Below are 25631 nucleotides of genomic sequence, written 5' to 3'. Positions count from 1 at the left end.
TCCTCGGTGTCAGGGTGTGGCTGTCGCTGCGGAGGGGGTGGAGACGGAATCTCCGAGGATCCGCGCCAGTGCGGACTCGATGAAGGACTGGGCAAGGCGGTCGTCGCGGATCTGCGTGCTCCACATGACGCCGTCGATGAAGATCATCGCCGCTCTGGCACGGTCTTCGCCATAGGTGGGCGTGAGCAGATCGACCAGGCGGTCCGACAGATGACGAGCGAGATCGCGCAGGCGGGGGTCGTGCACGGCGGCGGTGACCACCGCACGGTCGGCCTGCACGGCGTGATGGTCGTCCATGCTCTCGAACACGAGGGCAGCGATGACGTCGGGCGTGTCGCCGCGTTCGGCGATGGTCTGACGCACTCCGTCGAGGCGGGCATCGACCTCTTCCGCGAGGGCGCGGAACGCGGCAGCCCTGAGGTCGTCGAGGGTGTCGAAGTACTGCGTCGTCGCCCCGAGAGGCACCCCGGCACGCGCGGCCACCATACGGTGTGTGACCGCTTCGGCACCCACCTCGACGATGAGCTCGGCGGTCGCGGTCACGATCTCCCGACGGCGCGCCTCAGGGTCACGTCGCCGACGCTCCCCGTGCTTCATCCCGCCCCCTTGGACATCCGTACATGTACGTTTGTACATTTCAGGATTGTGAAGACGCTGGGAGGCGGCGTCGCCCCAGCGTTTCGAATCGCGCACATGGTTCGATCCGAGCTGCCGATGCCCCCCGTTGCGCGATTCGAAGACGGGTGGGTTCAGACCAGCGCGGCCTCGACCTGCCCGCGCTCGAAGTAGGCGACGAGCTCGGGATCCAACGGCGGAACCTCGATCGCCGATCCGTCGCCACGCAGCGACGCGGTGGCGAGGATGCCGGCGGCGACGGCCTCGCGGGCCGCGACGGGCGACGTCTCGGTTAGTCCGCCGTGCCGCACGAAGCGCAGGAACTCCGCGACGAGCAGGGCGTCCGCACCGTCGTGCCCGGCGTCTGGCACCTCCGGGACGATGAAGGTCTCGTCGGCCGCCGCCGCTCCGGCATGACGCCGATTCCACAGCTTGACCTCACTGCCGGCCACGTCGCCGAAGTTCTCGATGCGACCCTCGGTGCCGATCACGGTGTAGTTGCGCCAGTAGTCGGGCGTGAAATGACACTGCTGGTATGACGCGAAGATCCCGCCCTCCAGCTGCATGTTCACCATCGAGATGTCCTCGACGTCCACCACCGGGTGCAGTCCCGTCAGCGCGGTCGGCGGCCAGTTGTCCATGCTGAACCAGTCCGGCATCCGCTCGCCGGTGCGGTCACGCCGGTCGGTGATGTCGCCGTACACGCTGAGCGCGCCCATCGCCGAGACACGCTCGCTGTAGGCGCCGGCGAGCCAGTGGATGATGTCGATGTCGTGGGCGCCCTTCTGCAGCAGCAGCCCGGTGGTGCGGCGACGGTCGGCGTGCCAGTCCTTGAAGTAGAAGTCGCCGCCGTGCCCGACGAAGTGGCGCACCCAGACGGCCTTGACCTGACCGATGCGGCCGCTCTGGATCAGCCCGCGCATCAGTGTGATGACGGGCATGTGCCGCATGTTGTGGCCGATGTAGAGCCCGGTGCCGGTACGGCGTGCGGTCTCGAGCATGCGGTCGGCGTCGGCGAGGTCGATCGCGAGGGGTTTCTCGCAGAACACCGGCACGCCGGCTTCGAGCGCGCGGATGCTGAGCGCGGCGTGCGTGTCGTCGGGGGTGAGCACCATGACGGCGTCGACGCCCGAGGAGAGCAGCTCGTCGAGCGAGTCGGTGATGAGCGCGTCCGGCACGAGCAGGCGGGCGTCCTCCCGGGCACGCGGGGCGAGGTCGCACACGGCGGAGATGCGCGAGCCGTGCCCCGGTCGATGCACCTCTTCCTGGAGTGTCGAGCGCGCGCCGAAGCCGATGATGCCGATCTGGAGATCCACGATGGTCCTTCTGTGTGATGAGTCTTTGCGGGATGCCGAGGGTCAACGGGCCCGCGGTGCGGGGGCGTCGAGGTCGGTCGAGCCGCCGGGGAAGAGCGTCCACGCGAAGTCGTGCAGGCGCCCCGGTGTGGGGTCGGTCTCGAGGGCGCGGTCGACGATGATGCGCGCCTGCCGCTCGTAGAAGTCGGTCGGACCGACGGTCGTGAGGGTCGGCGCGATCAGGCGGGCGTCCGGGGTGTTGCCGACCCCCACCACCGCGACATCGTGCGGCACGCGGAGGCCGAGCATGTGCGCGGCATTGATCGTGGCGATCGCTGCGAAGTCGGTCGTGGCGTACACGGCATGCGGCCGGTTCTCGCCGGACAGCAGCTCGACCGCAGCGGTGAAGGCGCTCGCCTGGGTGTCGGCGTAGGTCACCGTCCACGCAGGATCGGGAACGATGCCGGCGGCAGCGAGCTTCTCGACATACGGCGTGTAGCGGGTGATCTGCTCGTCGGCGAGGCGCACCGCCCCCTCCGCGGCGATGCACCCGATCGCGGTGTGCGTCTCCAGCAGATGATCCATCGCGATCTCGCAACCGGGGATCGCGTCGGAGCGGATGACGTCGAAGCCGTCCGGGTCGAGATGCTCGGAGAACACCACGAGGCGCTGTCCGCGGCGCACGAGGTCGGCGAGGTTCTTCCGCGCCGCATCGTCGAGACCCACGCCGTCGAGGTAGGCTACGTCGCTCTCGACCCGGTCGAGGGCCGCGTGCCAGTCGCCGTCGGCGAGGATCAGCGTGGTGAGCCCGTGCCTGTTCGCCTCGGCGTTCACGGCATCGGCCACCGCCAGGGACCACGGGTCGCTCAGCATGTGCAGCGAGAGCTGCACCATGCCGCTGCGTCCGGTGCGGATCGCCCGGGCCGCGCTGTTCGGTCGGTAGTTCAGCTCGTCGGCGGCCGCCAGCACCCGCGCCGCCGTGGCTTCGGCGACACCGGCCCCGTTCGTCCCCGACCGACCGGAGAACACGTAAGACACCGTCGCCGTCGACACTCCCGCCCGTTCGGCGACCATCCGCAGCGTCGGCCTTCGGGGCGCCTGGTGCTCGCTCTTCGCCATGTCTCAGCCCTTCGATCCGCTGAACGCGATGCCCTGGATGAACTGTCGCTGCAGCACCATGAAGGTCACCAGCATCGGCAGCGTCGCCAGCAGCGCGCCCGCCATCAGCACCGGATAGTCCGTGCCGTGGATGCCGACCAGCTGCGACAGGCCCACCGACAGCGGCATCTTGGCGGGATCGGTCGTCACGATCAACGGCCAGAGCAGATCGTTCCAGGACCACAGCACAGTGAACACCACAAGTGCGATGATGCCAGGCTTCGCGAGCGGAACCATGATGCGCCAGAAGGTCTGCCACGGATTCGCGCCGTCGATGCGTGCGGCTTCCTCGAGCTCGGCGGGCATCGACATGAAGAACTGTCGCATCAGGAAGGTCCCGAAAGCGCTGAAGATGCCGGGCACGATGAGCGCCTGCAGCGTGTTGAGCCAGCCGAGCGACTGGATGATCTCGTACTGCGGCAGCAGGTACAGCTGTGACGGCACCATCAGCACCGAGAGGAACACCACGAACAGGGCGTTGCGGCCGGGGAACGGGATGCGCGCGAACGCATAGCCCGCCATGGTGCAGAGCACCACCTGACCCACCGTGCGCCCGACCGTGAGCCACACGGAGTTCAGGAACATCTGCGCGAACGGCATCGAGTCGAACACCTCAGCGAAGTTGGTGAACACCCACTCGCGCGGCAGGAACGACGGCGGCACCTGCACCGAGTCGGACAGCGTCTTGAACGAGGTGAGCAGCTGCCAGACGAACGGGAAGACCATCAGCACTGCGCCGACGAGGAGCACGAGGTGCACGATCCAGAGACCGCGGTTCTTGGGCTTCCCCGCCCCGGAGCGCGCGGGCTTCGCGCCCACGATGGCGCGTGTGTCGAGGGAAACGTCACTCATAGTGCACCCACTTCTTCTGCAGACGGAACTGCACGATCGTGAGGATCAGGATGATCACCAGCAGCAGGAAGGCCACGGCGGCCGCATAGCCGCGGTCGTTGTCGAGGAACCCCGCTTCGTAGAAGAGGTAGACGACGGTGCGGGTGTTCGGCATCGCGGGATTGCTGCGTCCGAGCATCATGTAGATCAGGTCGAACACCTGCAGCGCCCCGATCACGCTGATGACGCTGACGAAGAAGATCGACGGCGACAGCAGTGGGATCGTGATGGAGAAGAACTTGCGCACGGGACCGGCGCCATCCAGGTCAGCCGCCTCCATGATCGTGTCGGGGATGCCCTGGAGCCCGGCGAGGAAGATGACGATGTTCGTGCCGAGTCCCGCCCAGATGCCGACGACGGCGATCGCGATCAGGGCCGTGTTCGGATCGGTGAGCCAGCTGCGCCCCTCGATGCCGACGGCGGCGAGCGCGGCGTTCAGCACGCCGTAATCGCCGTTGTAGATCATTCGCCAGACCAGCGCGATCGCCGCGGGCATGGTGACCACGGGGATGAAGTACAGCGTGCGATAGGCGCTGCGGCCCTTGAGCCCCGTGGTGTTCAGCAGGGCGGCGATGCCCACGGCGAGCGGGATGCCGATGAGCGCGATGACCGTGTAGATCGCGGTGTTGCGCAGGGCTCCGATCAGCTCGGGGTCCTGGAACAGGCGCGTGTAGTTGTCGAGGCCCACCCACTCGGCCCCTCCGAACGGGCCGGACTTCGTGAACGAGATGATGAGCGTGCGGACGGTCGGCCAGAGGTAGAAGACGGCGATGCCCAGGGCGGTGGGGCCGAGGAACACCAGCGCCCACCAGGCCGAGGCCGCTGGGCTCCGTCGACGGCGGCGGGGGGCGGATGCCGGGGTCGCCGGCATCCGCCCCGCCGTCTCGACCGCGCGTGGCGCGATGACGGTCATGCGATCACTCCTGCTCGGCGTCCAGTGCCGCCTGCATCTGCTCGGCGAGGTCCTGGAGACCCTCCTCCGGGGCGACCGCCCCCGACCATACCTGCGAGAGCACCTCGCTCTCGATGCTCGTCCAGGCCGACGTGTTCTTCGATGCCGGGTAGGGGACGGCGTCGTCGAGCGCGTCGATGTAGACCTGCAGGTCGTACTGCGGCAACGCATCGACCCACGCCTGCTGGGTGCCGTCGAAGGCGGGGATCACGGTGCCGGTCTCGGCCTGGATCTTCGCCGCCTGCTCGCCGGAGGCGAACTCGGCGAACTGCTTGGCCTCGGCGAGGTGCGCGCTCTTGGCATTGGCGACGTTGCCGACGCCGTGGATCACGCTCTGGTTGCCTTCTGCTCCGGCGGGAAGCGGGGCCACGTCGACGCTGCCGCCGATGTCGGCGTTGTCCGCGTAGGCGATAGCCGCCCACGATCCGTTCTGGAACATGGCGACCTTGCCGGAGAGGAAGAAGTCCTCGGGGTTGGTGTCGGTCATCTGCTGCGCCGTTGGCGACGATCCTGCGGCGATCAGGTCGGTCCACAGCTCGATACCGGCGAGCGCCTCGGGCGACCCGTAGCCGCTCTTTGTGCCGTCGGCGGAGATCACCTCACCACCGGCCTGTGCGATCGAGTTGTAGAAGTTCTCCTGCCCGTACTGGCTTGCCGCGACTCCGAACTGCCCCGTGGCAGGATCGGTGAGCTTCGCGGCCGCGGCGGAGAAGTCGTCCCACGTCCAGCCCGCCGACGGATATCCCACTCCGGCCGCGTCGAACAGCGCCTTGTTGTACCAGAGGGCGACGGTGTCGAAGTCCTTCGGTGCCCCGTAGAGCTTCCCGTCGTAGGTGTAGAGGTCGATCAGGCCCTGCGGGTAGTCGGCCGCGTCGATCCCGCCGTCGTCGAGGGGGGCGAGCTGACCGTTCGAGGCGTACAGCTGGAAGTTCGGACCGTTCATCCAGAACACGTCGGCCGCCGAACCACCGGTCGCGGCAGTCTGCAGCTTGGTGAAGTACTCCTTGTACGGCGTGACCTGGATGTCGATCGTGACGTTCGGGTGCTCCTTCGTGAACGCCGCGGCGATGTCCTCCATCGCAGGCTTCTGGTTCTCGTCCCAGATGGCGTAGCTCAGGGTGACCTCGCCGTCCGAGCTCCCTCCCCCGGTTCCGGACGAGCAGGCGCTGAGGGCGAGAACGGCTGCGGCTGACGCGGCGATGGCGCCGAGAGCGCGGCGGGTCGTACGGGGCATCGGTGTCTCCTTCGACAGTGCACGGTGCGCGGATTCACGGTTGTTAATCGTTTAGCGCTAATCGATTAACAAGGAGAGTACCCCGAGGTTGACACCCCCGCAACCATCGAGTCGTTCGAATCGCGCGAATGGTCCGATCGCCGGGGGGCGGATGCGCGATGCGGGAAGGCCCGACGACTACAGAACGGAACCGAGAGCCAGACCGAGAGCCGCGGCGAGCAGACCGAGCAACAGCATCCCGACCGCGTTGAAGGCCGACGCCGGGCGCTCTCCGTCACGCCACAGGGCGACCGTGTCGAGCATCGCCGTGCTGAAGGTCGTGTACCCACCGAGCAGCCCCGCCCCGAGGAGGAAGGCCGCGTCGGGCAGCGCAGTGGCGACGACTCCGAGCGCGAACGAGCCGCTGAGGTTGACGAGGAGGATGCCCCAGGGGAAACGGCGGCCCGTGAAGCGGGCGACCCCGAGATCGACGAGGTAGCGCAGCACCGCGCCCACCCCTCCGGCGAGCGCTGCACCGATGAAGAGGAGCGGACTCACGATGCCCCTCCCGCGCGCGGCCGACCGAGACGCAGTCCCAGAGCCGCCGCGGCGAGCCCGAGCGTGAGACTGCCGACCGCATAGGCGACGGCGATGACAGGCGCGTCCGCCCACAGGGAGAGGGTGCCCGTCATGAAGGCGCTGTAGGTGGTGAAGCCGCCGAGCACGCCGGTGCCGAGCGCGAGTCGGAGCTCGGCTGTGGCGGGCAGGCGCGCGGCCAGCAGTCCGATCAGGAGGGCCCCGAGGACGTTGGCGACCAGCACGGCCACGGGGAAGCCCCCGACATCCGGCAGCATGAGCCCCAGCCCGAGCCGTGCCGCAGTTCCCGCCGTGCCGCCGGCGGCGACCAGGAGGATGCGGCGAAGGTTCACGTCCGCCACTGTAGTCGCCGCCTGACAGCGGACCGTCCGGATGTCAAGGCGGTGGATACCGGGATGCGCGCCGCGTTGACTGAGCGCATGAATCCCCTGTGGAAGTTCGACCGGACCCTGCCGACCGGAACACCTCTCGAGTCCGGCGCGCGCCATGACGTCGTGATCGTGGGCGCGGGGCTCACCGGGCTCTCGACGGCGGTCATGCTCACCAGAGCGGGCCTCGACGTGGCGGTGATCGACGCCGGCGGGATAGCCGAGCTCGCCAGCGGTGCGAACACCGGAAAGCTGTCCCTGCTGCAGGGCGCGCAGCTCGCGACGATCCGTCGACACCATCCGGCAGAGCTCGTGCGCGCCTACGTGGATGCCAACCGCTCGGGAATGGAATGGCTGCTCGCATTCGCCGAGCTCTCGGGTGTTCCGTTCACCCGCCACACGGACCATTCCTACGCCCAGGGCCCTGACGGCATCGACACGGTGGACGAGCAGCATGCCGCCGCTCGTGAGGCGGGTCTGCCTGCCAGGGTGCTGTCGCCCACCGAGCTCCCGCCCACCCCGTTCCCCGTGGCGGCCGCAGTGGCGCTGGACGATCAGGTCGCCATCGATCCCGTCGCCGTCGCGGTGGCGCTGGCCGCGGAGCTGCTCGCCTCGGGCGGGACTCTGCACACAGGCGTCAGGGCGACGGGGACCAAGGCGTTCGCCGGGCGCGTCGACACCGCACAGGGACCGCTCTTCGCCGAACACATCGTGCTCGCGACCGGCACGCCCATCACGGACCGCGGGCTCTACTTCGCCAAGGTGCGGGGGCTCCGGTCGTACTGCGTGTCGTTCCGCGTTCCCGGCGATGTGCCGGAGGGCACATTCCTCTCGGTCGACAGACCCACCCGGTCGATCCGTCCCGTGACGGTGGCGGATGGCCCAGGCAGCGGAGCCCGGCTCGTGGTCGGAGGCAACGGCCATCCGGTCGGCCGGTCCGACAGCGAGGCGGCAGCGGTGGAGGACCTCGTCGCCTGGGCGCAGCTGCATTTCCCCGGTGCCGAGGAGACGCATCGGTGGTCGGCACAGGACTACGAGTCGCACGACCTCATCCCGTTCGTCGGGTCGATGCCCCGTGGCCTCGGCCGCATCCGCTTCGCGACCGGCTACGCCAAGTGGGGTCTGTCCAATGCGCCCGCCGCGGCCCAGCGCCTCACCTCCGAGATTCTCGGCACACCGCGGCGCGATCGCCCCACCTGGGTCACGACGATCGGCACGCGCCTGACGGTTCCCGCCGACCTCGGTCGCGGCGCCGTGGAGGGCGGAAAGGTCGCTGCCGCCCTCGCCTCCGGGTGGGTGGACGCGGAACGGCGCCGCACGCCGGTCCCTCAGCCCGCGGAGGGCGAAGGGGTGGTCGCGAATCGCGCGGGGCGTCCGGTCGCGGTCTCCACCGTCGACGGCGTGACCCGGGCGGTGGGCGCCGTGTGCACGCACCTCGGCGGAGTCCTCAGCTGGAACGACGCGGACTGCACCTGGGACTGCCCCCTGCACGCATCGCGCTTCGCCCCGGACGGGACGCGCATCGAGGGTCCGGCGCTCCGCGACCTCACCCCGCTGTCGTCGGCGGACCCGGAGTGACGTCGGCCGAAGGGGGCGGGCCGTCCCACCCCTGCTGCGGCGTCTCGCCGTTCTCGCGGAACACGTACTGCGACACGAGTTTGCGCTGGCTGCTCGACCAGTCGATCGCAGGACGACGCTGCTCCGGCGGCAGGTAGCCCAGCCGGTAGACGGCCATGAGCTCGAGGTCGTCGGGCACGCGCAGCAGCTCGACGATCTCGTCCCAACGCCCCGGCACCTCCATCGGGAACGAGATGAACTGGATGCCCATGCCGAGCTCGACTGTCGTGAGCCACACGTTCTCCATCGCCGCGCCCATGCTGAACACCGAGTAGAACGACGACAGCTGTCCCGGTCGGTACTCGCTGCGATCGAGCATGACGCCCAGCAGCAGTGGTGATCCCGCGACGAGCTTCCGGTTCTCGGCTCCGAGGGTCTTCGGCACTCCGAACGTGTTCATCAGCGTCTGGCCGCGCTTGGTGAACACCTGGCTCGTGAACGGTCGGAGCGCTGCGGGCAGCTTGTCGAACAGCATGCCGCTGCGCTTCTCCTCCATCTCGGCCTGACTGAAGCGGAAGTACGGCTTGTAGCGCTCGAAGAAGGTGCCGTTCGACATCGCCTCGGTCATGCTCTCGCCGGAGATGCGGGCGATCTGCTCGATCGTGTCTCGGCTCTCGATCACGACGAACCGCCAGGGCTGACTGTTCAGCTGCGACGGCGCACGCCCCGCCGCCTCGAGAAGGATGCGCTGATGCTCTTCGGAGACCGGGTCGGGCAGGAACGCGCCGTTCGTGGTCTTACGGCGGCGGATGGCGTCGAGCAGCTCCATGCGTTTCACTTCCGGTCGGCGGTGGACCGCGAGAGCAGCAGCCCCGCGATGATGAAGGGAGCGGCCGTGAGGGCGACCACCGGGTGCCGTCGGCCGTGCGTGCCGAGATACGGGATCGCCGCAAGCGGCGCGGCGACGGGGAGCAACGCGAGTGCGGCGCGACGACTCTGTCCGCGCGGGCGGCCCCACAGTGCTGCGCTCAGCGCCAGACCGGTCGTGAGGCACGTGGCGATGTACAGCAGGTGGTGCAGCCACCGGAAGTTCCGTGTGTCGACGACCCGCGCCGCGACGGCCGTGCCGAGAGCGCAGTTCGCTCCGTACGCCGTTGCCGCGGCGACGAACAGCGGCGCCGCATTCGTGCGCCGGGGTCCGTGAGCCATGCCCCGACCCTACGCCCGGGGCTGCTCTGCGATCGCCCCCTTGCGCCCCGCGCGCCCGTTCGGTACGGGCCCGACGCACTTCCGGTCGCGATATGACAGCCGAAACCGTGGCTGAGGCTGGCATATCGCGACCGGAGGGGGCGACTCAGAGGTTGCCGTCCGCGTAGATGCGAAGGGCGTCGCGTACGAACTCCGCGCCGTGCGTGCCGCCGGACGATGTCGCATAGTTCGCGCCGAAGCGCGGATCCGCGACGTACATCTCGCCGAGGCCGATCACGTACGCCTTGACGTCTCCTCCGGCCGCGGCCGCAGGAGTGCCGGGGATGCCCGTGAGCCACTCCACGTGGCGTCGCGCGATCTCCTGGGCTTCGCGGGAAGACGGATCGATGCCGCTCTCCGCCGCCGCGATCCAGTCGCGTCCGAGGTCGGACACGCGCTTCTGCCACTCGCCGCGTTCGGAGTCGGTCATACCGCGCCACCAGCTGTCGCTGTCGGCGTATGCCTTCTTCCCCCAGCGTTCCTCGACCTCGTCCTTGTACTTCGTATGGTCGAAACCGTCGAACATGTTCTCTGCCATGAGGTTCTCACCTCCTCTCAATGCCGTGATGGTGGATTCGACCGACGCGATCTGTCGCGCCAGCCTGGTCTGTTCGTCGCGCAGCAGCGCGAGATGGGTCTCGAGCGCCGAGGCCTCGACCGCCCCGGCGTCCGCGCTGGATGCCGATCCCAGCACCTCCGCGACCTGCGGCAGCCCGAGTCCGAGCTCCCGCAGCAGCAGGATGCGCTGCAGACGCACGAGGGCGTTCCTGTCGTAGTGCCGATAGCCGTTGGACGCGATGCGCGACGGCGGCAGCAGCCCGACCTCGTCGTAGTGCCGGAGCGTGCGACTCGTCGTACCCGCCAGCCGCGCGATCTCCTGGATAGACCAGTCGTCCTTCTCCATCGCCCCTCCGTTCTCCATCGCCCCTCCGTTCCTCGCTCGACACCCTCGACTCTGCCCAACACCTCGACTCTAGAAGTTGACGCAGCGTCAAGGTCAACCACGCTCCGGTCGCGATATGTCAGCTGAAAATGCGCGGCAGGGTGTCATATCGCGACGGGAGCGGTGAGTGCCCTTGACAAGGACGAGATATATCGTGTTATCGTGGCAACACACGATATATCGTGACCCCAACCCAGGAGAAGCAGACATGACCGAGAAGTGGCTCATCGCCCCCGGCGAGGAACGTGTCATCGACATCGAATCCGTCACCCGCCTCAAAGTGGGCCTCGTCGGCGGACAGGTCGACATCATCGCCCACGACGAACCGGGCATCCGCATCGAGGTGCACGGCGTCACCACCAAAGACCTGCGCATCGAGTCCCACGACGGCGAGGTCGAGATCGACCACCCGCAGCTGGGATGGGACAACTTCCTCGAGGTGTTCCGCAACTTCGGCTCGGGCGGCCCCCGCGCCGAGGTGAGCGTCGCCGTCCCCCGCGCGATCGCCCTGAACCTCGGTGTCGTCAGCGCCGGCGCCCTGGTGTCGGGACTCCGCAACGACGCCCGCCTCAACACGGTGTCCGGCGACATCATCGTCGACACCCTGATCGGCGACCTCACCGTGAACTCCGTCTCGGGCGATGTGCAGGTGCGCGGACTCACCGGCTCGATCAGCGCGAACAGCGTCTCGGGCGACGTGGCCGTCACGGGCGTCGTGCGCCGGGCAACGGTCGACATCGTCTCCGGCTCCACGCTGGTCGATGCCGCAGGAGACGTGAACACCATCACCGTCAACTCGGTCTCGGGCGGGACCACCGTGCGTCTGGACGAGTCTCTCGCCGCGAACTACGTGATCCGGTCGCTGAGCGGACGCCTGCTGATCGACGGCGTCGAGCGCAGCACCTCGGGCCCCAGCAACTACACCGGCACCACCGGGGAACTCGCGGGGCGCTTCGTCGACCTGCGCGCGAACTCCGTCTCCGGTGGAGTGACCGTGCTCCGCCGCTCCCCCGCTTCGATCGCCGACGACCCGGAGTGGGAAGCATGAGCCCCGCGGTCTTCTCCCACGGCGACCTGCGCCTGTATCTGCTGTCGCTCCTCGCCGAGGCGCCCCAGCACGGTTACGGCATCATCCAGTCGCTCACCGATCGCACCGGTGGCACCTACACGCCGAGCGCCGGCACCATCTACCCGCGACTCGCGAAGCTCGAGGAGGAGGGCCTGGTCTCCAAGACCGTCGACGGCCGAACCACCATCTACTCCATCACCGAAGCCGGTCGGGCCGAGCTCGCCTCGCGCGAGGGCGACCTCGCCGGCATCGAGGCGGGACTCACCGACTCGGTACGACTGATCGCGAGCGAGGTGCGGCAGAGCGTCAAGGATGCGATGAAGAGCCTCCGCGCAGATCTGGCAGCGGCGGAGAAGGACGAGCGGAGCGCGGCGAAGAACCGTCCACGCACGGCCACCGACGACTCCCGTCTCGTGAGCCGCGAGGAGATGCACCGTGCGGATGCCGTGATCAACGCCTTCCGGGCCAGGGTGCGCACCGACCTTCGCACCCACATCGCCAAAGGCGGCACGCTGTCCCCGTCGATCGTCACCGAGCTCGAGGAAGCCCTGGATACCGCAGCCCGAGGCGTGACGGTCGCACTGAGCGGCTCCGGTTCCTGAACAGCTCCGGGTCCTGACCCTCCGGGACCCGAGTCCCCGATCAGACGGAACCCGCCCGACCACACGGAACCCGCCCGACCACGCAGAAGGTGTCGGCATCCATCGCGGATGCCGACACCTTCTTTCTGGTTCTCTGTGCGGTCGGACGGACTACTTCTCCGGCCAGATCTCCTTCTGCTCGTCCGGCACCGACTCCCCGAGCGGCACCACGAGGACGGAGCGATGCTGACGATGGGCCAGACGAGCGGCGACCGACCCGGTGAAGAACTCCCTGATGGACTCGCCGATGCCGCGCTTGCGAGTGCCCACGACGATCAGCTGGGCGTCGAGCTTGTTCGCGAGCTGCTTGATCGCCAGCGCGGGGTCTCCCACCAGCTGCCGCGCCGTCCACGTGATGTCCGTGCCAGCGAGCATGCCCGCGGCCGCCGCCTCGACCGCCTCGAACTCCGCAGCACCGGCATCGAAGTTGATGTCGATCGGAGCCGAATGCACGTAGCCGTCCGGGTCCTCGTACGTGACGAATCGAGTGACGTCGACATGCGCGACCACCAGCGGCGCACCGAGCAACCGCGCATAGCGCACGGCCTCGTCGATGACGTGTCGGTCCTGGTCCACCTGCATGCCGACGATGACGGCTTTCTGCAGCGCCGCGTTCTGTGCGGCCTCGTCGGAGGGAGTGGAGGTGTCGTCGGTCATGAAGATCGTTCCCTTCAGCAGCCTGGCGTCAGCCAGAGGGGCTTACCCGCGTGCTATTCTGAATGCTACTCTTACCGGCTTTGATCCGGTGTCGTGAAAAATGCCGCGGGCCTCGAACCCCGCCGCTTAACTCGTGAGGGGGTCTCGCGCATGGGCCGTGGCCGTCAGAAGGCGAAGCACACAAAGATCGCCCGCGAACTCAAGGCGTACAGTCCGTCGGTGAACTACTCCGCGCTCGAGCGCGAGCTGGGTCATCCGACAGACGAAGACGCATATGTCGACAAGTGGGCAGATGACTACGCCGACGAAGATGAGGACGAACTAGAGAAGGCCTGACCGCCCCTCTGTTCGTGACACCCGCACGACGTGCGGGTGTTTCTTCGTGCTCCGGGGCCGGCAGCTGAGAGGATCTCCTCATGCCTCGCGTCGTCGCCCTCTACCGTCACCCGATCAAGGGCCTCACGCCCGAACGACGTGAATCCCTGACGGTGCAGTCCGACGGCAGAGTCGGCGGCGATCGCGTGCTCGCGTTCCGGTTCGCAGACGCGACCGAGCCGGAGGACCGCGACGGTTTCGACTATTGGCCCAAAGCCAAGGGGCTCGCCCTCCAGGATTTCCCCGCGCTCGCCGCTCTGCGCACGAGTTACGACGACGGGAGCCGCCGCATCCGTATCGTTCACGCCGGTGCGACACTCGTCGACGCAGGCATCGACGAGGAGGGGCGCCGGGAGATCGCGGATGCCGTCACCGACTTCGTCCTCGCCACCCCCGAGGGTCGCCGCCTCCGACGGCCGGGCCGCCTTCCGATCGTGCTCGTCGGCGACGGCGAGACGTCCCGCTTCCAGGACCGCTCGCGCGGCTACGTCTCGGTGCACAGCCGGGGCAGCATCCGCGCACTGGGCGAGGCGCTCGGGATGAGCATCGACGATCGGCGATTCCGTTCGAACATCGTGATCGATGACGCCGACCCGTGGAGCGAACTCGAGTGGACGGACGACGTGCGCATCGGGGAGCTGTGCTTCCGCGCCGCCGGCCCCATCGTGCGCTGCCTGGCGACCCACGCGAACCCCGACGACGGCCGGCGGGACGCGAAGGTCCTCACCACCCTCACCGGAGCGTTCGGCCAACAGGAGCCGACCCTCGGACGGCTGCTTCTCCCCGGCTGGCCGGCCGCGGATGACGACGGCGCTCAGCACGGTGGCGTCGTCCACGTCGGCGACGAGCTCCTCGCCCGCTGAGCGCCACGCTCGAACGGGCGGGTTGCTCGATGTCAGCGCTCCCTTTCCGTATCGCCTTTTCGGCCGAGAGGTCATCATCTCAGGCTTGTGAGCGCAAACATTTTCTGATTTGATGTGCATGTGATCGACGGCGCCACGACGCCAATCCCCGCCCAGGGCGATCCGCAGGAACATGACCTCAAAGAGGAGAACAGCATGGCAATCACCCCTCGCTTCACCCGCACCGCCGCGATCGTCGCCGTCGGCGCGGTGTCGGCCTTCGGCCTCGCAGCCTGCTCATCCGGTGATTCCGGAGACGACGGCGCCGGCGGCGAACCCGTCACGATCGAGTACCTGCACCGTCTTCCCGATGGAGAGGGCATGACCCCGACGTCCGAGATCGTCGATCGCTGGAACGCCGAGCACCCCGACATCCAGGTCAAGGCGACGAAGTTCGACGGCAAGTCGAGTGACATGATCCTCAAGCTCGAGACCGACGTCAAGGCGGGCAACGGACCCTGCCTCGCGCAGACGGGATACTCCGAGGTGCCGCAGCTGTTCGTCAAGGGTCTGCTGCAGGACGTGGCGGACGAGGCCAAGAAGTACGAGGACGACTTCTCGGCCGGAGCCTTCAGCGGCATGAAGGTCGGCGACGCCATCGTCGGCCTCCCCCAGGACACCGGACCTCTCGTGTACTTCTACAACGAGGCCGAGTTCCAGGCGCTCGGGCTCGATGCCCCGAAGACGCTCGACGACCTGACGGCGGACTCCGCCACGGCAGCGGCTGCCGGCAAGTACGTCACGGCGTTCACCCCCGATGAGGCGCAGAACTGGCTCGCCGCCCAGTCGGCTGCGGCAGGCGACACCTGGTTCAGCACCGCCGGCGACGAGTGGAAGGTCGACGCCGAGGGTGCGGGCTCCGAGCGCGTCGCCGCGTTCTGGCAGGGCCTGCTCGACGGCAAGCAGACCCTCGCGACCGAGCGCTGGGGCGAAGGCTTCACGGCCGCCCTCAACGACGGCAGCCTCATCGGCCACGTCGGCGCGGCATGGGAGGCCGGATTCCTCCTCGACTCGCTCGACGGCACCCCGGCAGAAGGACAGTGGCGCGTCGCCCAGCTCCCCGACTTCGGTGCCGGCGCCATGAGCGGCCCCGACGGCGGTTCCGGTGTCTCGGTCATGAAGGGCTGCGAGCACCCCGCCGAGGCGATGGAGTTCAACGACTGGTTCAACACCCAGGTCGACGACCTCGCGTCGCAGGGCCTCGTCGTGGCCGCGAAGGGCGACGTGGAGACCCCCGAGAAGATGCTGCGCCAGTTCGGCGGACAGGACGTGCTCGCCGAGCTCGGCACCGCCACCGAGAACCTCAACCCCGACTTCCCCTACGCGCCGGGCTTCTCGACGCTGTCGAAGATGAACGAGACCGCAGCGGCAGCCGTGGCCGGCACCGCGACGGTCGCCGACATCTTCACCACGGCGCAGGACACGGCAGTGGCCTCTCTGAAGGACCTCGGCCTCCCGGTCGCGGAGTGACCGGGCGAGAAGGCATCATCGGATGATCGACGGCGGAGTGCACGCGCAATCGTGCACTCCGCCGTCGTCTTGACATCGAGAGGCGACACCATGGTCACAGTGACCGAGACGCGGGGCGCGGCACCGGAAGCTCCGCCGCGCAGCCCCACGGATCCGGCCCGCAGACGCCGGTTCGGAACCCGGAGGGAAGGCCTCACGGGCTGGCTGTTCATGACGCCGTTCGCGGTGCTGTTCGTACTGGTCTTCCTGGTCCCGATCATCGTGTCGATCCGGTCGTCGTTCTTCGCACAGGTTCCCGCGGGTGACGGACTCTACGGCGGCGGTGAGCTCGTCGACACGTTCGTCGGTCTGGAGAACTTCATCACCGCCGCGACCAACGGGGCGTTCTGGACCGGCATGGGTCGCGTGGTGCTCTATGCCGCGCTGCAGATCCCGGTGATGATCCTCGTCGCCCTCGGACTCGCCCTGCTGCTTGACTCGTTCATCGTGCGCCGTCCCACCCTCTTCCGGCTCTCCTTCTTCCTCCCCTACGCGGTTCCCGGCATCATCGCGGCGATGATGTGGCTGTACCTCTACACCCCGGAGGTCTCACCCTTCCTGCCGTTCCTCCCCGAGGGCACCGACTTCATGGCGCCGGGAACGATCCTGCTCTCGATGGCGAACATGACGACCTGGACCTACACGGGGTACAACATGCTCATCTTCCTGTCAGCACTGCAGGCCGTCCCCCGTGACCTGTACGAGGCCGCGCGCCTCGACGGCGCGTCCGGCTTCCAGATCTCGATGCGCATCAAGGTGCCGCTCGTGCGGGGAGCCGCGCTGCTCGCCGTGCTGCTGTCGATCATCGGCACCATCCAGCTGTTCAACGAGCCGGTCGTGCTGCAGGCCGCGAACTCGTGGATGGGCAAGGACTTCACGCCCATGATGCTCACCTACAACACGATGATGGGCGAGATCTCGCCGTCCGGCAGCGGCCCCGCATCGGCATACTCCCTGCTCATGGCTCTGATCGCGGGTGTGCTCGCGATCGTGTACGCGCTGCTGCAGCGCCGGAAGGGCGACGCATGACCACCACGCGCCTCATCACCACAGGAGCTTCCCCGCGCCGACGGCCCCGCAGATCGCGCGACGTGGACGCCCCGCCACCCTCGATCGCCCCCACACCGGCCGCTCGGGCGTTCGGCATCGTCGCGCTCGTCGTGGCCACGCTGTACTTCCTCGTGCCCGTGTACTGGCTGATCGTCGCGTCGACAAAGAACAACACCGACCTCACGTCGACCTTCGGCTTCTGGTTCGCCGACTGGAACCTCGGCACGAACTACGACAGCCTCATGAACTGGACACAGGGGCTTTTCTGGCGGTGGGTCGGCAACTCGATGCTGTACTCCGTGAGCGCGGGCGTCATCGGCACCCTGTTCGCGGTGATGGCCGGTTACGCGATCGCGAAGTTCGCCTTCCCCGGCAAGCGCATCGCGGTGGGTGTCATCATGGCGGGGCTCCTGCTCCCGGTCGCACTGCTGACCGTTCCGCTGTACATCGAGTTCCAGGCGCTCGGACTCACCAACACCGTCTGGGCGATCATCATCCCGTCTGCGGTGTCGCCCTTCGGCGTCTTCCTCGGCATGGTCTACGCCCAGTCGTCGGTGCCGACCGAACTGCTGGAAGCCGCCCGCATCGACGGTGCCGGCGAGGCGCGCATCTTCTTCACGATCGTGATGCGGCTTCTGGGTCCGGCGATGGTGACGATCTTCCTGTTCATCTTCGTGGCCACCTGGAACAACTTCCTGCTGCCGCTCATGATGATCTCGAGTCAGGATCTGAAGCCTGTGACCCTCGGGCTCTACGGGATGGTGAGCTACTTCGCCCCGGACAAGGGAGCCGTCATGCTCGGCGCCCTGCTCGGAGTCATCCCGCTCGTGCTGTTGTTCTTCGCCCTGCAGAAGTACTGGCGCTCCGGCCTCGCCGCCGGCGCTGTGAAGGGCTGATCCGGTCCCCACCCGTCGGCCCCCGCACGGCACCCCGTCCGCCCTCGGCACTGCGCCGAGGGCGGACTTCTGCGTGTGGGGAGGTGATTGCGCCCGTGATCTTCCTCCCGACGGGGAGAAGTCCTTCCGTAAGGGTGGGCCTGAGGAGGGCCCGAGGAGGGTGGGCATGGCCCGGCCCGCCGCAGGCCCCTTGCATGTGCTGTCCTCGTGGGGAGGAGAGCTCTTCAACCGGCGGCAACTGCGGGAGGAGACCACCGCCCAACGAGGAGAACTCCTCCCGACACGGAGAGCTCCTCTCGACGAGGCGAACTCCTCCCGACACGGAGAGCGGGCCGGCACCGTGACACACGGAAAGAGGCGGTCCGGGAGGGATGCTCCCGGACCGCCTCTGCTCATCACGCGAAGGTCAGCTGTGGCGGCGCCTCCGCAGCCACAGGGTCAGGCCGAGGCCCATCGCGAGCAGGGCCGCGAGCGCCGCCCCGGACCAGATCGCGCCGTCGGCACCGGTCGTCGCGAGGTTTCCGCCGCTTCCACCGCTGCCTATCGCAGCCGTGACGGCGAGGTCGCCCCGAGCCAGCTCGACACCCTGAGCATCGGTCGCGACGAGTGCGTGCGCGCCAGCCGGTGTCGACGCCGGGATCGTGACGGTCGCGACCGCGTCGCCTTCTGCTGACACGGTCACCTCGCCGATCCGCACGGGCTCGGAGTGCAGCCACAGCTGCACCAGCGCATCGGCCTCGAAACCGCTCAACTGCACGGTCACGCTCGCTCCGGCGACAACCGAACCGATGGAGGCCGTGACGGTCGCCTTCTTCCCCGGCTTCGCCTTCTTGACCTTCAACGGTGCGCTCGCGAGTTCGGCGCCTGCCGCATCCCGCACGATGACCCGGTGCTTCCCGACCTCGGTGTTCGTCGGGATCAGCAGCCGCGTCGTCAACGCACCCTCCGCATCGACCGTGGCCTCCGTCAGTCCGGAGCCGTCGAGCCAGACCGAGACCGTCGACCGCGGCGCGAAGCCCGTGAGCGCCATGCCCACCGTCTCGCCGGCGCGCACCGTGTCGCTGTCGAGCCCGAGCTTCGGGTCGATCACCGGGTTGCACGCACTCAGGTCATCCGCAGGACGGGTCGCCGGGGCGTGGCCGGCCCGCGGTGCAGAGGATCCGTAGACGGCCATCTCGGCGACTGCGGCGAACTGTGTTCCCGAGATCGAAGAGAGCGCCGTCACGCGGATGTAGCGAGCCGTGGTCTCCGCGAAGTCCACGTCCTGCCACTCGGCGACGTTCTTCCACTCCCCCGAGGCGACGGGTGTGTACGCCTGTCCGTCCGTCGACACCGCGACCTCGTATCCCTTGATGGGTCCGTTCTGGTTGGCACCGCGACGCAGGTACGAGATGCCGTCGACCTGCTCGGCAGCACCGAGGTCGAACGTCAGCACGTGCGGGTACGAGGTGGCCGCCGAACTCCACCGACTGTGCCAGAACGTGCCGGCGTTGCCGTCGAGCATGTTCGCGGCAGCGCCGTCTTCGCCCGAGGTCTCCTCCGAGCTCGCCGTCGCGGAGATCTGCGCGTTGGGGATGCGTGCCCGCGAGGACACCGACACCTCCTGGGTCGTGCTGACCGTACGCACATCGCAGTCGGCGAGATACGTCGCCGCTATCCCGATGCCGACCGTCGTACCCGCCGCCTCTGCCGGCGCGGTGACCAGCCAGGTGGTCTCCACACTGTCGCCGGCCGCGACCTCGTCGAACAGGTTCGACGAACCGTCGGCGACCTCGACCACATAGCCCTCCGGAACCTCGAGCTGCACGCCGATGTTCTCCACGGCGATCGACTCGCTGTTGGTGAAGGTGGTCGTGAACGCGGTCTGTGCCCCGGGGCTCAGGACGCCCGCTTCGCCCGAGACGGTCGCGCAGGGCGTGCCGCCGGCCGTGGGGCCGAGGTCGGTGACGGTGAAGTCGTCCAAGACGAAGTCCACGTCCGGTCCGCCCACGCGCTCGAGTCCCACCCAGGTGTAGTCGCCGCAGCCGACGATCACGTCCTGCGAGAACGGCGTCGTCTCCAACGCCTGCGTGATGCCGGTGCGGCTGAGCGTGGTCGAGGTGACCTTGCCACCCGCCACCGCATCGGTGCCGGTGAGCCAGCGGTACGCCCCGCTCGCGCCGGCCTGATAGTCGAAGCCGATGCGGTACGAGTGCCCGGCCTGCAGCGGCACGAGCGTCGGATCCGTGCGGTAGACGACCCCGCTGTTCTCGGAGTGCGACATGAGCGAGTGGTCGCCGTTGAGCGTCGTGTCGACGGCCAGACCGGCGAGGGGCCCCGCATCGAACGGCTTGGCGGTGTTGCGCCACTCGCTGCTCGCGTACGGGTCATGCCGGCGCGAGATGCTGGTGCGCGGGTCGTCGATCCCGTTGGCGTCGCCCTTCACGAACGGTCCCCAACCCGCCTCGTTGCCCTCGAAGTCGTTCGAGTACACCGTGCCGGGTGCGAACGGGCCGGTGGTGTCGGCAGTGACGCGGGCATTGTCGATGCGCACCTTCGCGTCGCCGGCGACGGCACCGATCGAGACCCTCACCTCACCGGACGCCGGAGCGAGGAACGACGTCGAGCCGCGCTGGTAGTACTGGCCCGCCTTGGAGTCGGCGCGCATGTAGTTGTACGTCGGCGAGAGGTTCCACGTGCGCGTCACCGCCCCGGAGCCGGTGTCGACCGAGACGCTCACGTCACGGGTCGCGGTCGGATCGATCTGCACCTGAGCCGAGAACGCGTACCGCTGGCCGGGGGTGAGCCCGGTCACGGTCTGCGAGATCGACGAGGCAGCGGGGCCGAACACGGCGATGTTGTCGCCGCGGGACTCGTTCTTCGCACCGCCGAGGTCGGTGCGCTTGATCGTCACATCGCCCTGCGGGTTCCACACATCGAGCGAACCGGAGTTGAACCCCGGGTCGTCGAGACCGGCATCGCGGTACTCGACCGCCGCGCGCTGTGCGCCGCCCTGCGGCACCACGACGTAGGCCGCGCCCTTGTCACCGCTGAGCGTCAGCTCACCGCCGTTCGCGGTGGCCGTACCGACCTTGACGCGGCCCTGGTCACCGAGTTCGAAGACATCGAAGGTGGTGTTGCCCCGGAACGCGTCCGTGAGACCGAAGGTCTTCTCGCCGCCGGATGCGGAGTAGAAGTACATCTTGTCGGCATCGACGGGCGAGCCGGCGTCCTGGTTCGACGCCAGCGACTGCCACGGAAGCAGGTAGGAGTCGCCGCGCAGCACCGTCGCGCCGTCCATGGTGACGACCCTGGTGCTGCCGTCCATCCGCACGGCCACATCATCGGTCAGAGTCGCCTCCGCACCGGCCTCGTAGGTCAACAGGTCGAAGTGCTGCAGGAACTTGGTCGGCAGGCTCTGCGTCCAGATGTTGTCGATGAAACCGTCCCAGTTGCGGTTGCCGACCCATCCCTCGGCGTCGACCAGACGCTGCTGGCCGAGCAGGGCGTCGTTGTTCCAGACGTCGGCCTGCCCGTTCTGGATGAAGCGCACCATCGTGGAGTTGATGCCCTTGTTGGTCACGCCCCCGTAGCTGAGGTCGTTCGGCCAGTGCGACCAGACCGTGCTGTCGACGAACTTGTCGCCCCACTCCGTCGCGACCTCGAGGTCCATGCCGTTCAGCTCGTCCGCGAGCTCCTCGGCGACCCACCCGTTGGAGTAGTACACGTCGATGTAGACGCCGCTGAGGCCGGGGACCTCGTCGCGCAGCTGCTGGAAGCGGTCGAGCACGCGCCCCGTGCCGAGGTCGGCCTGCTGGTTGATGTAGTACGACTGGTCGAGCCAGTTCCAGCCCGGCTTGTAGGGCGCCGCTCCGTCGATGATCGCGGAGTCGAACGCGTTCGCCTGCGGATACATCTCCGTGGCGTTGACGTGCACGCTCATGTCGGCGTTGAGCTTCGCCCCCTCGTCGACGAGGTTGTTCAGGTCGGTCAGCCCACCCGCGCGCTCGTTGTAGTTCCCGCCGTAGTCGGTGTTCGCGGAGTCATGGCCTTCGCTGCCGTAGCCCTTGTTGAGCACCCACTGTCCGAGGCCGTCGGTCTGGTTCGCGATGCGCTTGGTGTTGTCGAGGGTGAGGTCGAAGTAGTTCGTCGCGCTCGAAGCAAAGTTGAACGGAATCCTGCTGACGACGCGCTCTGCGACCCGGTCGGCGCCGAGACGCGGGGTGTCGACCTCGCGGTAGCGGATCGCCGCGTCCTGCCAGTCGACCGCCGCGTCACCGTTGCGGTCGGCGGCGAGGAGCACCGTGACCTTCGGCAGCGCGTAGGTGGTCACGCGGCTATCGACGGCGGTGGTCGGGTGGATCAGCCAGGCGCTGGATCCGATCTCAGCGGTGCGTCCCGCCGACTCGGTCACGCGCGTGGTCAGGCGCGTGTTCCAGGAGGCTGTGCCACCGGATGCCTGCGTCGTCGCGTTGGTGATGACACTGCCGACGAGCGCACCGTTGCCCAGGAAGGCGAAGGCCGCCCCCTTCTGGCCGGTGGCCGTCGAGGCATTGACCGCGATGTGCTCGTCGGCGTTCTTCGTGCTGTCGGGGCTGATCACGGTGCGGTCGAGCGCTGCACCGGCATCCGCGGCGCTCACGGAGAGGAACGCGTTGTCCGGGAGTCCGAGCGTGGTCACGGTGGCCCCGCCTTCGACAGCGGTGACCTCGAACCCGACGGTCCCGTCCTTCGCGACGCGGATGCTGCTGCGCACGGTCACGTCGATGCCGGTGAGCGTCGACACGTAGTCGACCCCGGTTGCCGAGGATGTCGAGGTGGTCGTCGACGGATAGGTGGTGCCGTTCACCGACCAGGTCTTCGCGGAGCTGCGCTGGCCGGCGATGCTCTCCCCGCCCACCCGGTATCCGGTGATGCGGGGGAACTCGGTCGACACGATGGCTGTCGTACCGCCGGCGGCGATCTCGACGGTCTCGTCGGTGTCGGGCGTCTCCGGTTCGGTGACGATCGGAGGCAGCGGCTCGTCGGAGAGGACCTCGATCTCACCCGCGCCTCCCCCGGTGGTGCCCTGCGCGTCGATCACGAGCAACGCCACGTAGCGGCCGTCCTTGGCGGAGTCCAGGGTGATGCGCTGCTTCTCGTCGTTCGCCGTCGGTGCGTGCAGCGTCGCCGTTGCCGAGGCCGCTCCCCATCCGCCGTCGGCCGGAGAGTTGCGCGCGACATCCGCGTCATCGGTCACATAGACCTCCACCGTCTTGGCGGCGACGCCCTGACCCTTCTTGACCGAGTAGTCGAGGGCCTTCACCGAGAGCGAGCGCTGCAGGTCGACGACGATCCAGTGCGGGAACGGGGCGTTCGCGGAGTACCGCGATGTCCACTGCGTCGCGAAGTCGCCGTCGAACGCCCCCAGCGCGGTGCCGTCGAGCGACGGCGGCGCCGGATAGGGGTCCGACTCGCTCGAGACCGCGTGCAGGCGGTAGTCGGTCTTGGGCACCGGAACGAGGTCGGCGGCCTGCGCGGCCGTCGCCGGGGTGAGCACACCGCCGATTGCGAGCGCGGTCGCCAGCACGGAGCTGAGAGCGACGGCGGCGCGGGGCGGTCGGGAAGGTTTCGACACGTCTTGCCTCTCGATCGGAGCGACGTCGGGAGGAGGGACGCCCCGGTGCGCCGCAAGTGGTCATCGACGATCCACATCGATGTTTGCGCTATCACTGTAAGCGCACGTGGTCGCCTATATCAAGGCTTTTCGCCAGGCGAGCGCAAACATGCGTCGAAGTGCTGCGGCAGCGAAACCCATTCTCCGCGCCGAGACCCACCCTCACAGCCGCCTGAGACGATGGGTCTCGGCGCGGAGGATGGGTCTCGGAGCAGCAGCAGAGCGGTCAGGAGCCGATGAACTCCTCGGTCTCGCCGAAGGAGGGCTGCTCGCGGATCTCGACCGTCGCGCCGAGTCCGTCGGTGTCGAGCACCACGATCTCGTTGCGGCCCGTCCGCCACAGCGGCGCCGGTGCGTACAGCGTCTCCTGCGGTCCGATCTTCCAGTACCGGCCGAGGAGGAATCCGTTCAACCAGACCATGCCCTTCGAGCCGTCGGGAAAGGCGAGCCAGGCGTCGAGCGGTTCGGCGATATCGAACGAGGCCACGGCGACCCCGTCGGCGGCGGGGCCGGCGGAAGGGGAGGTCGCCGCAGGAGCGTCGTGCGGGATCAGTCGATGCGTCCACCCGTTGACCAGTCGGCGACCGATCATCACGCCACGCATGATGCCCTTGCCCTCGCCGGTGTAGGGGCCGTAGTTGATGCGACCCAGGCTCTCGACGACGATCACGAGCCGGCCGACGCCACCTTCGCGCGGCAGGGGCAGAGACGTCTCGCCATCACGCTCGAGCACGCCGAGCCGAGCGCCGTCGAGGAACACCACTGCCCGGTCGTGCAGTCCGTCGACAGTGAGCGTCGCATCGGCGGGGAAGGATACGTCGGCCTCGTAGGCGACGAGCCCGTCTTCGGCGCCGAGCTCTTCGAAGGTGCGTGGTCGCGGCGAGACCTCGCCTGACGCGGGAAGCGAGGAGACCAGCTCGCTCAGGGAGGAGCGACGGTCGAGCGCTGCGGTAGCCGCACCCTGCCGCCGCGGCGCCGCGGGCACAGGCGGAAGAGCAGCTGCATGGAACGGCGCGAACATCGCTCGGAGCGCATGGAACTTCTCGTTGAGGGTGCCGTCTTCGCCGATCGGCGCATCCGAGTCATAGCTGGTGACGGTCGGCTGCAGCACCTGATCGTGATTCGCCCCGTTCCAGAAACCGAAGTTGGTGCCGCCGTGCGCCATGTAGAGGCTCACGGATCCGCCCGCACGCAGCAGCTCCTCGATGGTGCCGCCGGCACTCGCGGCCGAACGCACGTGGTGCCGCTCCCCCCAGTGGTCGAACCAGCCGCCCCACAGCTCGCTGCACATGAGCGCGTCGCCTTCACGCCGCAACTCCACGGCCCTCGCGACACCGGTGCCGAAAGTGAATGTCGCCATGGCCCCAGGCACACTGCCGTGCTCGATCATGTCGCTCGTGATGCCGTCGGCGGTCGTGAGCATCTCGACCATCCCGCGGCGGCGCAGTCCGTCACGCAGATGCGCGAGGTAGGCGGGATCGCTGCCGAACGACCCGTACTCGTTCTCGACCTGAATCGCGACGATGGGTCCGCCGTGGGCAGCCTGCAGCGGGACGAGGCGGGGGATCAGCTCGTCGTACCAGGCGTCGACGGCCGCGAGGAAGTCGGCATCGCTCGTGCGCAGAGCAGCCACGCGGCCGGACAGCCAGAACGGGATGCCGCCGTTGGACCATTCCGCGCAGATGTAGGGGCTCGGCCGCAGGAAGACATCCAGGCCCACCTCTCCGGCGAGGCGGATGAAACGCTCGATGTCGCGCCAGCCGTCGAAGCGCACATCGCCCTCGACGCGTTCGTGGAAGTTCCACGCGACATACGTGTCGACCGTGTTCGCGCCCATCGCGGCGAGGCGGCGGAGGCGGTCCTCCCACTGGTCGGGATGCACCCGGAAGTAGTGGATCGAACCGGCGATGATGCGGTGCGCGACGCCGTCGCGAAGGATCTCCCCGTCGCGCCAGGACAGGGCGGGAGCGCCGATCGGCGGCACGGCGGCCCGAGTGTCGACGGCAACGGACGCGGCGTCGACAGCCGAGGCGAGAAGGTCAGGCATAGCGCTCCAAGTA

Annotated in this window: 22 protein-coding genes; 8 read left to right on the top strand and 14 right to left on the bottom strand. The window is 68.3% G+C overall.

The window, feature by feature from the left end; genetic code table 11:
• Nucleotides 1–9: 9 nt before the first annotated feature.
• The 8 genes from HDC31_RS15740 to HDC31_RS15705 all read right to left on the bottom strand — a co-directional run bounded on the left by HDC31_RS15740 (nucleotide 10) and on the right by HDC31_RS15705 (nucleotide 7053).
• Nucleotides 10–597, bottom strand: coding sequence for a TetR/AcrR family transcriptional regulator (locus tag HDC31_RS15740; RefSeq protein WP_113680313.1), 588 nt, complete (start codon nucleotides 595–597; stop codon nucleotides 10–12).
• Between the two features lie 152 nt (nucleotides 598–749).
• Nucleotides 750–1931 (bottom strand): Gfo/Idh/MocA family protein, encoded by a 1182-nt coding sequence (locus HDC31_RS15735; RefSeq protein WP_211368779.1) that lies wholly within the window; start codon nucleotides 1929–1931, stop codon nucleotides 750–752.
• Nucleotides 1932–1973: 42 nt separating this feature from the next.
• A complete protein-coding gene (locus HDC31_RS15730; RefSeq protein ID WP_113680311.1) occupies nucleotides 1974–3029 on the bottom strand; it encodes a LacI family DNA-binding transcriptional regulator in 1056 nt (351 codons plus the stop codon).
• A gap of 3 nt (nucleotides 3030–3032) precedes the next feature.
• Nucleotides 3033–3920 (bottom strand): carbohydrate ABC transporter permease, encoded by an 888-nt coding sequence (locus HDC31_RS15725; RefSeq protein ID WP_017204308.1) that lies wholly within the window; start codon nucleotides 3918–3920, stop codon nucleotides 3033–3035.
• On the bottom strand, nucleotides 3913–4872 hold the full coding sequence (locus HDC31_RS15720; protein ID WP_179516322.1) for a carbohydrate ABC transporter permease: 960 nt from the start codon (nucleotides 4870–4872) through the stop codon (nucleotides 3913–3915). Before HDC31_RS15720 ends, HDC31_RS15725 begins: the two co-directional genes overlap by 8 nt.
• Nucleotides 4873–4876: 4 nt before the next feature.
• On the bottom strand, nucleotides 4877–6145 hold the full coding sequence (locus HDC31_RS15715) for a sugar ABC transporter substrate-binding protein (RefSeq protein WP_113681461.1): 1269 nt from the start codon (nucleotides 6143–6145) through the stop codon (nucleotides 4877–4879).
• A gap of 177 nt (nucleotides 6146–6322) precedes the next feature.
• Nucleotides 6323–6682 (bottom strand): CrcB family protein, encoded by a 360-nt coding sequence (locus HDC31_RS15710; RefSeq protein ID WP_113681462.1) that lies wholly within the window; start codon nucleotides 6680–6682, stop codon nucleotides 6323–6325.
• Entirely contained in the window at nucleotides 6679–7053 is a 375-nt protein-coding gene (locus HDC31_RS15705; RefSeq protein ID WP_113681463.1) for a CrcB family protein, read from the bottom strand. The genes HDC31_RS15710 and HDC31_RS15705 overlap by 4 nt, the downstream gene beginning before the upstream one ends.
• Nucleotides 7054–7140: 87 nt before the next feature.
• On the opposite strand from HDC31_RS15705, the gene HDC31_RS15700 reads away from it, so the two are divergent.
• Complete coding sequence (locus HDC31_RS15700) at nucleotides 7141–8667, top strand: FAD-dependent oxidoreductase (RefSeq protein WP_179516320.1); 1527 nt, start codon at nucleotides 7141–7143, stop codon at nucleotides 8665–8667.
• Here HDC31_RS15700 and HDC31_RS15695 read toward each other — a convergent pair.
• The 3 genes from HDC31_RS15695 to HDC31_RS15685 all read right to left on the bottom strand — a co-directional run bounded on the left by HDC31_RS15695 (nucleotide 8636) and on the right by HDC31_RS15685 (nucleotide 10816).
• On the bottom strand, nucleotides 8636–9475 hold the full coding sequence (locus HDC31_RS15695) for a nitroreductase family protein (RefSeq protein WP_113680992.1): 840 nt from the start codon (nucleotides 9473–9475) through the stop codon (nucleotides 8636–8638). The two genes, HDC31_RS15700 and HDC31_RS15695, sit on opposite strands and share 32 nt — an antisense overlap.
• A 5-nt stretch (nucleotides 9476–9480) precedes the next feature.
• Nucleotides 9481–9855 carry a hypothetical protein gene (locus HDC31_RS15690; RefSeq protein WP_046746508.1) on the bottom strand — a complete coding sequence of 125 codons (375 nt, stop codon included), beginning with the start codon at nucleotides 9853–9855 and terminating at the stop codon, nucleotides 9481–9483.
• Nucleotides 9856–10000: 145 nt separating this feature from the next.
• Nucleotides 10001–10816 carry a MerR family transcriptional regulator gene (locus HDC31_RS15685; protein ID WP_257022233.1) on the bottom strand — a complete coding sequence of 272 codons (816 nt, stop codon included), beginning with the start codon at nucleotides 10814–10816 and terminating at the stop codon, nucleotides 10001–10003.
• A gap of 229 nt (nucleotides 10817–11045) precedes the next feature.
• On the opposite strand from HDC31_RS15685, the gene HDC31_RS15680 reads away from it, so the two are divergent.
• Both HDC31_RS15680 and HDC31_RS15675 read left to right on the top strand, forming a co-directional pair.
• Complete coding sequence (locus HDC31_RS15680) at nucleotides 11046–11885, top strand: DUF4097 family beta strand repeat-containing protein (protein ID WP_113680993.1); 840 nt, start codon at nucleotides 11046–11048, stop codon at nucleotides 11883–11885.
• Nucleotides 11882–12508, top strand: a complete 627-nt coding sequence (locus HDC31_RS15675; protein ID WP_046746510.1) for a PadR family transcriptional regulator — start codon at nucleotides 11882–11884, stop codon at nucleotides 12506–12508. Before HDC31_RS15680 ends, HDC31_RS15675 begins: the two co-directional genes overlap by 4 nt.
• Before the next feature lie 150 nt (nucleotides 12509–12658).
• Here HDC31_RS15675 and HDC31_RS15670 read toward each other — a convergent pair whose 3' ends face one another.
• Nucleotides 12659–13204: a universal stress protein gene (locus HDC31_RS15670; protein ID WP_046746511.1), complete on the bottom strand. Its 546-nt coding sequence runs from the start codon at nucleotides 13202–13204 to the stop codon at nucleotides 12659–12661.
• A 150-nt stretch (nucleotides 13205–13354) separates the two neighbouring features.
• Between HDC31_RS15670 and HDC31_RS15665 the strand changes: the two genes are divergently transcribed.
• The 5 genes from HDC31_RS15665 to HDC31_RS15645 all read left to right on the top strand — a co-directional run bounded on the left by HDC31_RS15665 (nucleotide 13355) and on the right by HDC31_RS15645 (nucleotide 17936).
• Nucleotides 13355–13540 (top strand): DUF3073 domain-containing protein, encoded by a 186-nt coding sequence (locus tag HDC31_RS15665; RefSeq protein ID WP_029259537.1) that lies wholly within the window; start codon nucleotides 13355–13357, stop codon nucleotides 13538–13540.
• 80 nt (nucleotides 13541–13620) lie between these two features.
• A complete protein-coding gene (locus HDC31_RS15660) occupies nucleotides 13621–14442 on the top strand; it encodes an MOSC domain-containing protein (RefSeq protein WP_113680994.1) in 822 nt (273 codons plus the stop codon).
• Nucleotides 14443–14637: 195 nt separating this feature from the next.
• Complete coding sequence (locus HDC31_RS15655) at nucleotides 14638–15951, top strand: ABC transporter substrate-binding protein (protein ID WP_046746513.1); 1314 nt, start codon at nucleotides 14638–14640, stop codon at nucleotides 15949–15951.
• A 90-nt stretch (nucleotides 15952–16041) separates the two neighbouring features.
• Entirely contained in the window at nucleotides 16042–17019 is a 978-nt protein-coding gene (locus tag HDC31_RS15650) for a carbohydrate ABC transporter permease (protein WP_257022229.1), read from the top strand.
• A complete protein-coding gene (locus HDC31_RS15645) occupies nucleotides 17016–17936 on the top strand; it encodes a carbohydrate ABC transporter permease (protein WP_113680996.1) in 921 nt (306 codons plus the stop codon). Before HDC31_RS15650 ends, HDC31_RS15645 begins: the two co-directional genes overlap by 4 nt.
• Before the next feature lie 406 nt (nucleotides 17937–18342).
• Here HDC31_RS15645 and HDC31_RS15640 read toward each other — a convergent pair whose 3' ends face one another.
• Entirely contained in the window at nucleotides 18343–23532 is a 5190-nt protein-coding gene (locus HDC31_RS15640; RefSeq protein WP_113680997.1) for an endo-alpha-N-acetylgalactosaminidase family protein, read from the bottom strand.
• 265 nt (nucleotides 23533–23797) lie between these two features.
• Nucleotides 23798–25618, bottom strand: coding sequence for a beta-galactosidase family protein (locus tag HDC31_RS15635; protein ID WP_113680998.1), 1821 nt, complete (start codon nucleotides 25616–25618; stop codon nucleotides 23798–23800).
• Between the last annotated feature and the right edge of the window lie 13 nt (nucleotides 25619–25631).

Source organism: Microbacterium sp. JAI119 (assembly GCF_013410135.1).
Classification (GTDB): domain Bacteria; phylum Actinomycetota; class Actinomycetes; order Actinomycetales; family Microbacteriaceae; genus Microbacterium; species Microbacterium oxydans.
Note: the sequence above shows the minus strand (reverse complement) of the source record. Positions and strands in the feature narration are given on the sequence as shown.